Below are 12,200 nucleotides of genomic sequence, written 5' to 3'. Positions count from 1 at the left end.
GACCCCAAAGATACAGAGAAACCTGAGAATTAATCTTCGTGACTTTGTATCTTTGGGATTTTTTCTTAGATTGTTGTAAAGTCGTCTTCGGTAATCAAGGTTGAATTAATCCGGTTGAGTGTGACTAAAAGCTGACCCTCAAAGCGAATTAAGGTTGCTGTTTCACTTTGTTCAATTGTGAGTTCATCGAAACTCAAACCAATAGACAAACCGAGTAAATCTTGGCTGTCAGTAAAGTCTACAATCACATCAGAACCCGAATCTAATAGGAGGGCAAAAATATCCGACCCTTCGCCACCGAAGAGAATATCATCTCCGCCATCACCTGACAAGAAATCATCCCCTTCACCGCCAATTAAAGTATCGTTATCTTCACCACCGTAGAGGCTATCATTGCCTTGATTTCCATAGACTACATCTGCACCTAAATCTCCATAAACTTCGTCATCGCCATCATCACCAAATAGTAAATCATCACCCTTACCCCCGGCTATAAAGTCATTTCCCTCGCCGCCACTGACGGTATCATTACCCTGATTTCCGAGTAAGAAATCATTGCCTTCGCCACCAACAATGGTATCATTCCCCAAATCTCCAAATATGGTATCATTTCCGGCTTCTCCACTGGCGAGGTCATTATCTTTCCCACTATAAATGAGGTCATTTCCTTCCCCTCCAATTAACGTATCTTGACCTTGATTTCCAGATAAAGTATCATCTCCTTCACCGCCATCTAAAAGGTCTTCACCGTCTGTATCAGGTAATACTAGATTGTCTGAACCGCCAACCAAAGAATCATTTTCTGAACCCCCAATTAACGTATCACTCCCAAAACCCCCGACGAGAACATCTTCTCCGCTACCCCCATCAGCGACATCATTTCCATCCCCTGCATTGAGGGTATCACTGCCAATATTACCGAAAAGATTATCACTTCCGCCAAAAGCATTAATTTGATCATTTCCGGCTAAACCGACAATTTGTTCACTGATTTCAACACCAACTAAAATGTCATTAGTTTCAGTTCCTTCTATGGAAGTTTCAACCGCATTCAAAGCAATCGATTCGCTAATAAAGCTGTAGGATTGAGAAAGTCCGGCGAGTGTAGCTGTAAATACTAAAAACTCTAACGAAATATCTGTCGGAAGGGTGAGAATCTGAGAAGAAATACTCGGAACTTCTAAGGTAATTCGGCTAGCCCTCGAAGTGAATCCAATACTATTGGTAGCCGTATAACGGAGTTGAAATTGACCAGAAAATGTCGGAGTCGGAACAAAACTGAGTTGAGAAGCCTGTTCAATTGTTATTTCTGTAACTTGGCTAAGACGAGTAACAACAGTACCATTTAAAAAGAGTTGACCTTGTGCTTCTAAAGGTAACTCCTGTAGTGAGAAACTGACAATTTCTCCATTGATATCATTTGCAGTTAAAGGTGGAATTTCAATCGCTGTTCCATTATTCGGAATTTCAGGAACAATGATTTCATCCGCGATGGGTTCAGACTCGGGAATATCAAAGTCGATACTGGGCGTTCCAACTAATACATTAATACTAATTTCAGCCGGTTCAGAACTTTGACCATCGTTGTCATTGGCGACATAATTGAGAACAATATCTCCGACAAAATTTTCGTTGGCTTCAAACCGCAAACTTCCCGCTTGTTCGGGTGTAATTTCACTAACTTGAGTGAGGTTAAAGACTTCAGTATTACCGAGGAATAATTGACCCTGAGAAGGACTCGGAATATTTTGCAGGGTGAAGCTAACAACGTCACCATCTTCGTCACTACCAACGAGGGTGGGAACAGAAACAGCAAAGCCAGTCGGGATAATACTGGGAAGTTCTAACGGTTCAACAGTCGGTAAGATATTGGGAAGAATAAATAACGAGACTTCTCCAACTTGGCTAGAGGTAATTCCGGCTGTATCTGTCGCCGTAAATTTAAGAACAGTTGAACCACTAAAATCGAGATTGGATGTAAATGTGAGTTGTCCGGCTTGGTCAACAGGAATGACTTGATTGACTGTAACAGGTTCACCATTGAGGAAAACTTGTCCGCCGATGGGAAGTTCAACTAAGGTAAAACTGGCCGCATTTTCAGTATTAAAAGTGGTTAAAGGCGGAAGCGGAACTTGAGTGGAAATATTTTTCAGTAACGGCGTCCCCTGGTTGGTGGGTAGAGGCGGTACATTCGTGACATTCACCACCAGGTTGTAAGTGGCGGGTGTCTCATCAGTACCCCCTTGGTTATCCGTCGCCGCATAGCTAAATTGGGTTAAACCGCTAAATTCAGCGTCGGGGGTAAAGGTGAGTTGGTCGGCTTGGTCTGCGGGAATGACTTGATTGACTTCAACCGCCGTCCCACCCAATAACAGTTGACCCCCAACAGGTAATTCTGTAACCGTGAAACTGGCAATATTTCCATCGGCGTCGGTTCCCTCCAAAGCGGGTAAAGCAACCGGTGTAGGTACATTCGGAATAATTGGCCCAATTTTATCGGCGGTAACGGGGAGTATATTCTCAGTTGTTAACGCCGGGAGGGTAACGGTTGCAGGTGTCGGGTCTTCATTATTTTGAGCGTCAATGGCGGTATATTGGAAGCTATCTCCGGTAAAATTTCCTCCACCCACATAGGTGAGGTTTGCTGCGTCTGCAACCGCAATTTCGGGAGTCGTTAACGGCTGACCGTTTAATAACAGGGTGCTATTTTTGGGAAAATTAGTGATGCGAAAAGCGGTGATGTTGCTATCGTCGGTTGCGGTTAATTCGGGAATAGGAATGGCTGTGTTATTACCGGGGTTGGGAGTGGCTATTTTATCTGCGGCGACGGGAAGTTGATTGGTACTATTAACCGGAATAACAACGGTTGCAGGGGTTAAATCGGACGCATTATTATCATCAAAAGCAGTGTATTCAAATTCTGCTAATCCGACAAAACCCACTTCGGAAGTAAAGGTGAGATTTCCGCTATCTTCGAGAGAAATGGTTTGATTTGCAGTGACCGTTTCTCCGTTGAGTTGGAGTTGACCGTTTCGAGGTAAACGGCTAATTTGAAAATTCGTAATTGTACCATCAAAATCTGTTGCCGTTAAAGCCGGAATTGCAACGGTCGTCGCCGTATTCGGAATAATTTCTGTGAGTATATTTTCGGTAACTGGCGGTTGATTGGTGTCGGTATTAACCGTAATTGAAATTTCTGCGGTTGCGGATTCTTCTCCGTCATCTTGGACGCTGTAGGGAATATTAACGCTTCCGGTAAACCCAGTTTCAGGGGTAAAAGTGAGATTCCCTTGTTCGTCTACCGTGGCACTTCCTTGATTATTTAAACCTGTTACATCCAGTTCAACGGTACTCGGATTAATGATACCATCCGGGTCAAAATCGTTATTAGTAATATTGAAGGTAATTGGGGTATCAATTCGAGTAATTACGGTGTCATTGTTGGCGACTGGGGGACTATTAACTGCGATCAGATTAACCGTTGAAAAAGCCGTGTTGCTAGGGTTTGTTCCATCACTGACAATAATCTCAACTTCGCGAGGTTTGGTATTGGGTGTAGCAGACGTATTGTTATAAACAATTTGGGATAATGCGGTTTGATAGTCGGCTAAACTTGCATCTCCGGTTAAAGTTAATTCTCCGGTAAAGGGATTATAATCGCTGGCGGTAATATTGGCAGGTAATGAACCAACAATAGAAAGGGTTTCGGTTCCTGGGTCTAGAGGATTTTTTAAGCTAATACTGGCAGTGGTTAAAGTTGTGCTATCTGCATCGGTAATGGTAATATTGTTAGCGATCGCAACAGATTCTCCCCCTTCGGTAAAGTTAATATTATCTGCTTCTAAACTGAGGACAGGCGAAACGTCATCATCGAGAATATTTGCAGTTGCAGTTAAGTCACTATTTTCAACATCAATTCCATCAAGATTGGTGAGGTTAATGCTAAAACTTTTGTCAGGTTCTTCTAAACCATCATCGAGTAAAGGAACATCAAAACTAACAGTCGTTTGTCCGACAGGAATGGTTAAACTTCCGGTTGTTGCGGTGTAGTCTAAACCTGCTGCTGCGGTATCATTGCTAGTTGCATAATCAAAACTAGCTGCAAAACCACTAATCTTAGAAGCGGTGACGGTAAAAGTAGCTGTTCCGTCTCCTTCGTTAACCGTAATATCGCTAACGGAAATGCTAGGAGGTGCGTCATCGTTAGTAATGGTTCCTGTTACTGAAGGAGTGATAATATTGCCATAACTCGCATTATCCAAACTAACGTTAAAAACTTCATCCCCTTCAAAAGTTATATCACCATTAGCCTGAACTGTTATCGTTTGACTCGCAGGTGTTTCAGCAAAGGGATTTGCCGCAAATGTTAAGCTACCATCATTATCAACATAGTCATTATCGGCGACGGTTGCGGTATCATCATTGGTGGTGTAATTAACAACAATATTCTGGGTTGTGGGTTGATTCAGACTAACAGTATAAACGTAGTCAACAGTACCCTCATTGCCTTCATTTTGAGCGAGATTTTCAGTGATTGTAATTTCAGGTAAACTGACATCTACCCCAGTCGAAAATTCTGACGTGTTGTTATTGGGGTCTGTTGCAGTTGCGGTAATGAATTGACCGGATAAATCACCAGTTTCGGGTAAATTGGCGGTAAATGTTGCATTTCCTTCCGCATCGGTTGTGACTTCTGTTGTGCCGATAAAGGCTTGACCTTGACCATTACCAACCGGATCAACTTCAACGTTACTAAAGAATTCTAGGCGATAAGTGGTATTCGGTAAACTGTTTAAAATTCCAGCAATAGCCGTATTATTATCAACCGGTTCAGCTAACACCAATTCTGGATAATTTTGGAGTGTATTCGGTCCCGTATCTTCGTCTAACGGGTCATTAGCGGTTACGCCATCGTTGGCGAGATCAATCCCAATTTCAGTATCCTCTTCTGCACCATTGGAGAAAATACTATTCCCCAAAATCCCATTATTAATCGCCGTATCGTTGGTGACAGTAACACCATCTCCGCTATTGAAAGCGATAGTATTACCAACTCCGGCTTCTAGTCCACCAATAATATTATTAGCCGCATTATTAATGAGAATTCCACTGTTAATATTTGCCAGTCCACTCGTTCCATCCGCAGCAACTCCAATGCGATTTCCTTGAATTTGGTTGCCGCTAGAAGCATTAACAATTGAAACCCCATTAACCGTATTACCCGAGATGAGATTTCCAATTACACCATTGCCAGTCGAGTTATCAAGTTCTAAACCATTATTAACATTAGCAACCGCAGCGTTACCCGCACGATTTGTTCCGATGAAATTTCCTAAAACTTGATTGTCATTAGCTGTGCTTAAAACTAAACCGTTAATTCCGTTTCCAGAAATCGTATTTCCCTGATTTGCCTCGCTTCCCCCAATCGTATTTCCTGCGGCATTACTAATTAAAATACCGTTGCTTTGGTTGGGAACTGCTGTGACTCCGGTGGCATCCAAACCCATTAAATTACTTTGGATTATATTGGCGGTTGAATTCAATTCAGGAGTCGCATTTATCCGGATTCCATCAACAAGATTCCCCGAGATTGTATTCTGTTCTCCGGGAGTATTTCGACCGATAATATTATTGCTAGAATTGCGAATTTCTACACCAATTCCGCCATTAATTACCGCCGGGTCGTCGGTCGCTTCCCCGTTAGGAATGGCAGCATTTCCGGCCGCATTGGTTCCAATAAAGTTACCCAAAACTTTGGTTTCGTTGGAACTATTGGTAATCAATACTCCGTTAATTCCATTCCCCGAAATAACGTTGGGGTTTGTTCCGGCAATCTCAGGATTTTCGAGTCGATCTAGTCCGATATCATTATTCGTTGAACCGTCGATCCGAATCCCATGATTTGCATTTGGAACTGCCGCATCACCCGCAGCATTAACACCGATAAAATTCCCTAGAATAGTGTTTTCGTTGGCTGCATTTGTAATCGATATACCATCGACACCATTTCCCGAAATCGTATTCCCTTCACCGGGATTAACACCGCCAATTGTATTCTGGGTAGAAGCATCAATTTGAATCCCTTGTCCGGTATTCGGAACTGCCGTATTTCCACTTTGGTCAACGCCGATATAGTTGCCTAAAATCTGGGTATTCGTGGTAGGAATCGGAGCATCTACCTCGGTCTGAAGTAAAATTCCATTCCCATTATTACCTGAAATAATATTGCGATCTTCGGCAGTAATTCCACCGATAATTGTTCCCGTTGTATTTCGGATGATGATCCCATCACTATTGTTGGGTAATGCTGTTGTAGCATCGGGTGCAACGCCAATAAGATTACCTCGAATTACGGTATTATTTGAACCTTCAGAAACGAGAATCCCTTCAATTCCATTGCCGGAAATAACATTCTCAATCACTTGAGTTCCTGTTGCTCTGGCAATTTCTATACCTTGATCACGATGTCCGAGTTGAGGTGTACCATTTGCATCAGTACCAATAAAGTTATTGATGATTTGAACATTGGTTATTGTTTCAGCAGGGTCAGCATTATTAGGCGTAAATACAAAGATAGCATTCTCTTGTGCGTCTGGAGTCGTTGAAATAAATGTATTCCCTTGTATAACACTATTACTACCCGACAGAGAAACACCCCGACTAGTATTATTTTGTAGGGTACTATTGGTTAGTACCAGTCGGCTGCGACTCACAATTCCAAACTGAGTATTATTGGTAATTAAGCTGTTATCAATTTCTAATATACCTTCCCCACCACCATACTGAATTCCAGTGCGAGCATTTTGAACAGTTAAGCCTGAAATGCGGACAACAGTTTCTGGGTTAGAAGTATTAACTTGAAAAACAAAATCATCACCGGTACCATTAATGATTAAGTTCTCTGCTCCTGGGCCGTTAATGGTGAGATTATTTCCATTATTATCGTTTATATCTAATCGATCAGTTAGGTTAATTGTTTGACCAGACAAAGCCGGAGCAAAGTCAATAATATCAGCTTCGTTGTTAGCGTTAGCTTGTTCTATTGCATCTCGTAAGGAACCCGCACCCGCATCATTAGCATTGATAACGGTAAACGTTGCTAACACTCCAGCATAGCTTTCTCGAACCGACTCAGTAAAGGCTAGAGGCGATAAAATCTTATCGGTTTGTACGTCTAACTGCCAATTTCCGCCTAACTTGTTGTTTCCTATTTTTGTGGATGAAGCGGCTATCTTCGCGGCTGTAAGTTGTTGTATCTTTTGAATAAATGGTGAAACAGATGAGTGAGGAAATGCTGATTGATTGGTGAGATTAAAATACGGATAGGATTTTTGACTTTCTTTTTGACCAACGTCACACCCATAGAGTAAAATCTCTGTATCCTGGGTGAATGCACCTCTCCACTGTTGGAGTTGATCCGCGTAGAGATCTAATGTATCGACATTGAGTTGAGTGTTCCCCAGATACAAACATCCTGGCGAACCATGACTCACAATATGTAATGTTTGAATAGGGGATGACGGATGGCGACGAATACGATTGCGTAAATGTTCCGTAATTTGTTCAACCCCATCCTGATTTGAATTCAGGAGAATGACCTCAGACCCTAGTAGAACCCCCTGACAAAGATATTTGTAGTCTTCAACTTTAGCGTCAATGCAGATCAAATTTTGGCTAGGAGTGAATGATACCATTGTCAGTTTTTATTAAATACTCAACTAGCTTTTTATTGTAAATGCAAATTCACCATAAAGCCAAACTTTTCTTAGGAAAACTCGAATTGATTTCGGATTACTATGTTTTCTGGTTGTAGTTGATCAAACATATCCTAGACGACTCCCAATGCAATTTGTTTCTACCTTTCTTTCTTGTCAAGAATATATTTATTAATGGGTTGACAATTAGCCCACTTTATGTATTGTTCACAAGTATTTCGAGAAAAAAATCAACCTAGTTTTGTAAAGATTGAGAATAGTTTTATAAATTTTTGGTAAAGTTAGCTGGGTTTATACTTTTTAGTAAGCTTGAATATTGAGTAATATACTCATTGGAGTTTCTGACCAATAAAGGAAAGGGTACTGGGTCTGTACCCCGGTGACGACTTTAAGCTGCTTGTGGACGACTCGGTAACGAAAGACTCGACGCCAACAAAATAGGCGGTTCTGAGGGAAAGGTGCTTAAGTCGAACCAAACAAAAGCAGTCCCGTCTGAGTTGGGTTGTTCTCCAAACTGAATAGAACTTTTTTGACAGGAAAGCACAGCACTACAATATCACTGGAGTTTAGACTAAAGATTGAATAATCAGTTAATATAACAGTCAGATTAAGATCGATATTTTCTCGGATTCCGATCTTAATCTCGATTATTTTCTCAATTTCCTATTGATGAAATAGAAAACTGGAAACAACAAAATCGCCCCAACAGTTAAATAATGATTTAACTATCTTCATCTGAGAGAATTAAATTTAACCCTTGATGCAAAATCGCTTCTTGATTAACTTTTTGTTTTAACTCTCTCGAATCATAACGCCCTTCTTCAACTTCTAGAGAAGCTTGATCGATCGCGTTTAAATAGGCTTCTTCTAAGGTTTTGAGTAATTCATCTTGATTGAGATAATAACCCCCGGCTTTCCGACGTTTATTTTTTCGTCTAACCTCTCGAACTGAATTGCGAATGGAAACATCCCAAGAGCGAGTTGTGCGATTTTCGGCTTGTTGTTTAATCAGATAAAGGAGTAAAATAATCCCATGACTGCGAATATTATTAATAATATCATCTCGACTCATTTCTTCTAATTCCTCAACAATCGCGAGTGAACCTTTGATGTCGCCTTTGAGCAGTAATTCTTTTAACTCTAGAATTTCTTCCATAACATCAGAATCAGGAGAGGATAGATTAATATTAGCGTTTGAGTGCAAATTGTAGAGTTCTGATACACAAGCTACGCGATCGCAATGCCTAGAAACGTTATGCTTGAGAAAGAATGGCTATATGATTATCAATAAACCCGTTAAACTCCCCCTCCCTGCGATATGCGGCTGCAACGCCAGTTCACCGGACAGAAAATCACCCTAGATACCAGCAACCTGATCGCCAGTGGTGGAGAAGGTCGCATATTTCCGGTTGTCGAAGATTCCTCATTGGTTGCGAAAATCTATCATAAACCGACAGAGGAAGACGCCGACAAACTCACCGTCATGTTTAATAACCCGCCTCAGACGTTAACGGTAATGCCCGGAGTCACGGCGATCGCATGGCCTGTCGATCTTCTCTGTACCCCCGACAACAAGCGAAAAATCGTCGGGTTCTTGATGCCCAGTGTAACGCGATCGCTACCCGTCCATACCTTTTATACCCCCAAAACTCGGCGGGAACGCAAACCCCTCTTTAACTACCTCTACCTACATCGTACCGCCCGCAACTTAGTCGCCTCCGTCACCGACTTACACGCTAGTAACTACGTGATCGGCGATGTCAACGAGTCCAATATCTTAGTCTCCGATACTGCTTTAGTCACCCTAGTTGATACAGACTCCTTTCAAGTTCGAGATCCCCAAACCAAAACCGTTTATCGCTGTCCCGTCGGAAAAGCTGAATTTACCCCCCCAGAATTACAAGGTCAAACCTTTCGCGATCGCGATCGTACCTCAGAACATGATCGGTTTGGGTTAGCAGTGTTAATCTTTCAACTCTTAATGGAAGGAACACACCCTTTTTCTGGTGTTTATAAAGGGAGTGGTGATCCGCCCGCAATTGAAACCCGCATTAAAGCTGGTCATTTTGTCTATGGAGACAACCGGGTTCCCTACAAACCGATGCCGTTGGCACCTTCATTTGAAATCCTCCATCCCAAACTGCAAGAATTATTTTTGCGGTGTTTCCAAGATGGACACACAAACCCCAAAGCCCGACCTGATGCCAGAACTTGGCTATTAACCTTGATCGAAGCCGAAGAAAACCTTCTCACCTGCGACAAATACAGTCAACACCGTTATGGTCGTCATTTAAACACTTGTCCGTGGTGTGAACGCACCTCCAAACTGGGCGGACGTGATCCCTTTCCCTCTCGCGAAGATGTTCAACAGGGACTCCCCCTCAAACCCCTCAAACCGAAGCGGAAAAGGCGTTCAACGCTGCGATTGGCTTCGCCACTACGCTCCGCGCAATCACTGATTCCGACACAGACCGCTATTCAACCTCGGGCGACCGTCAGACAAGCCGTTACTTCCTCTCGTTCTCGTTATCGTCCTCGTACCCGAACAATTTCCAGAGGGTTATCGCCACAAATTCAATCTTTGATGTTGAACTTGATGCAAGGGGCGATCTTGGGCGGAATTTGGGGTGTAGCTTGTTCTTCAGCAATTATGGCGATTATGTTTGGGTTTTTCCGAGGAACTGGCGGTATTCTCGGGGGGATGTTTGTGGGAACGATTTGGGGGGCGTTTTTTGGGGTTTCGATTAGTATGTTTTTACCGCCTCCGAGGGGTTTAAATCGCTGGAAAGCGTTTATTGTGGGCAGTTTTTGCGGGGCGATGATTGCAGCCGCGATTTCGGGTATTTTGTTTGGGGCGTTAACGGGCGAGATGGTTGTTGGTCAAACCTTGCTTTGGGGGGCATTTTTGGGGTTAATTTGGGGATCGATCTGGTGTGTGTTTAAACCCCCTTTATCGCTGCCGACAACTGGAGGAGTCAGAGGCTTGAGGGGGGCGGTGTCTGGCAGTGTTTGGGGGGCGTTGTTGGGGTCGATCACAGGGGCGGTGTTGGCTATTGGGGCAGTCTTGTGGGGAGAATGGCAAATGCAGATGAGTTTAACGCTGACGCCGAAGTTGATGTCACAAATGTTGGTAATGGCGACGGTGGCGGCAGGTTTGGGGGCATTAGGTGGAATTCTCTCCGGGGCAACGTTTGGGAGTATTGGGGGAGTGCCGCCTTTACCCTTGTCGATGAAGATGGTGGGGACAAAAGGAGCGATTGTGGGCGGAATTTGGGGGAATTTTTTGGGGGCGATCGCTGGGGCGGCTGTCGGGGCGATCGCAGCAGTCGTATTTCCTGATTTTCTCAGTAGTACATCGGGAGAAGCGATGCCGATGTTTTTAGGGGCGATGGTGGTTTCTGCCGGAGTCGGAGCGGTTTGGGGTACGATTTCGGGTATTGTCTGGGGAGCGTTGGGGCAGTTTTAAATCCTCCTTTAGTTAGATTTACGGATGGATTAATATCTAATTTTGGTTATTTTCCGAAGTGGGACGAAATGATTTTGTAGGTGCGGTTAACTGCACTCTCAAACAACTTGACTTCGGTTAAGGCTGTGTTAAGATGCGCTAAGTTCGATAAAGATTCGTTACTTTTATCTACGTGGTATAAACAGTTATGAACAAAATGACTCAGATGACAAAACGCCTTTTCGTTCTATTTGCTGCTTTAGCCAGTACAACTGTATTAGCTGCTTGCAACTCACCCACTGCAACCAATACCACTGAAGAACCTGCTACTGAACAGGCGAGCGAACCGACAGAACCCATTGCTGTAACGGAAGCGCCGGAAGTAGAACCCGCTAGTGAGGCTTTGGCAACTGACAACACCGATACAACTGCAACCCCCACAGCAACAGAAGCTGAGGGAGAAAATATTGTTGCCATTGCCAGTGGAGATAGTACGTTTAGCACGTTAGTTGCGGCGATTAATGCGGCTGACTTAGCCGAAACTTTATCAGCTGAAGGCCCCTACACTGTATTTGCACCGACAGATGAAGCTTTTGCTGCATTACCAGAAGGAACCGTTGAAGACTTGCTGAAGCCTGAAAATAAGGATAAGTTGGTTCAAATTCTCAAGTATCATGTTGTTCCGGCGAAGGTTCTGTCTACTGAAATTCAACCCGGTGCTGTTGAAACCGTTGAAGGAGAAGCGCTAGAGATTTCTGTTAACTCCGACACCAACGAAGTTCAAGTCAATAATGGCAAAGTCACTAAGACTGATATTGTCGGCAGTAATGGCGTAATTCATGTTATTGATACTGTGCTGATGCCTGGGGCTGAATAATAACAGTAATTCAACTCAAAAAACTGAATAACGATTAACTTTCCCGGTTTGTAAGGTTGTGACTTGCAGACTGGGGATTTTTTATGGGGTTGACCGCAGAATCACGCAATATAGCGCTACTTGAATCGGGAACAGGGAACAGCGCTTGCCTTGCGGCCCGGCG

At 43.3% G+C, this 12,200-nt stretch carries 5 protein-coding genes; 2 read left to right on the top strand and 3 right to left on the bottom strand.

Annotated elements, in window-relative coordinates:
- Positions 1-65: 65 nt before the first annotated feature.
- From M595_RS12490 to M595_RS12485, 3 genes are all read right to left on the bottom strand, one after another.
- Positions 66-7,694, bottom strand: coding sequence for a DUF4347 domain-containing protein (locus M595_RS12490; RefSeq protein WP_040484034.1), 7,629 nt, complete (start codon positions 7,692-7,694; stop codon positions 66-68).
- A 409-nt stretch (positions 7,695-8,103) separates the two neighbouring features.
- Entirely contained in the window at positions 8,104-8,259 is a 156-nt protein-coding gene (locus M595_RS31165) for a hypothetical protein (RefSeq protein ID WP_023066627.1), read from the bottom strand.
- A 177-nt stretch (positions 8,260-8,436) separates the two neighbouring features.
- The gene (locus M595_RS12485; protein WP_023066611.1) at positions 8,437-8,871 is read right to left on the bottom strand and encodes a DUF29 family protein; all 435 of its coding nucleotides are present in this window, start codon (positions 8,869-8,871) and stop codon (positions 8,437-8,439) included.
- Positions 8,872-9,033: 162 nt separating this feature from the next.
- On the opposite strand from M595_RS12485, the gene M595_RS12480 reads away from it, so the two are divergent.
- Together M595_RS12480 and M595_RS12475 are read left to right on the top strand one after the other, a co-directional pair.
- Positions 9,034-11,181 (top strand): kinase, encoded by a 2,148-nt coding sequence (locus M595_RS12480; RefSeq protein WP_023066677.1) that lies wholly within the window; start codon positions 9,034-9,036, stop codon positions 11,179-11,181.
- A 187-nt stretch (positions 11,182-11,368) separates the two neighbouring features.
- Positions 11,369-12,037, top strand: coding sequence for a fasciclin domain-containing protein (locus tag M595_RS12475; protein WP_238987073.1), 669 nt, complete (start codon positions 11,369-11,371; stop codon positions 12,035-12,037).
- The last annotated feature ends 163 nt before the right edge of the window (positions 12,038-12,200 follow it).

This window comes from Lyngbya aestuarii BL J (assembly GCF_000478195.2).
GTDB classification, from domain to species: Bacteria; Cyanobacteriota; Cyanobacteriia; order Cyanobacteriales; family Microcoleaceae; genus Capilliphycus; species Capilliphycus aestuarii.
Note: the sequence above shows the minus strand (reverse complement) of the source record. Positions and strands in the feature narration are given on the sequence as shown.

Excerpts from the sequence above, each read along its gene's own strand:
- M595_RS12490 (WP_040484034.1), bottom strand. The coding sequence starts at position 7,694 with ATGGTATCATTCACTCCTAGCCAAAATTTGATCTGCATTGACGCTAAA.
- M595_RS12485 (WP_023066611.1), bottom strand. The coding sequence starts at position 8,871 with ATGGAAGAAATTCTAGAGTTAAAAGAATTACTGCTCAAAGGCGACATC.
- M595_RS12480 (WP_023066677.1), top strand. The coding sequence starts at position 9,034 with ATGCGGCTGCAACGCCAGTTCACCGGACAGAAAATCACCCTAGATACC.
- M595_RS12475 (WP_238987073.1), top strand. The coding sequence starts at position 11,369 with ATGAACAAAATGACTCAGATGACAAAACGCCTTTTCGTTCTATTTGCT.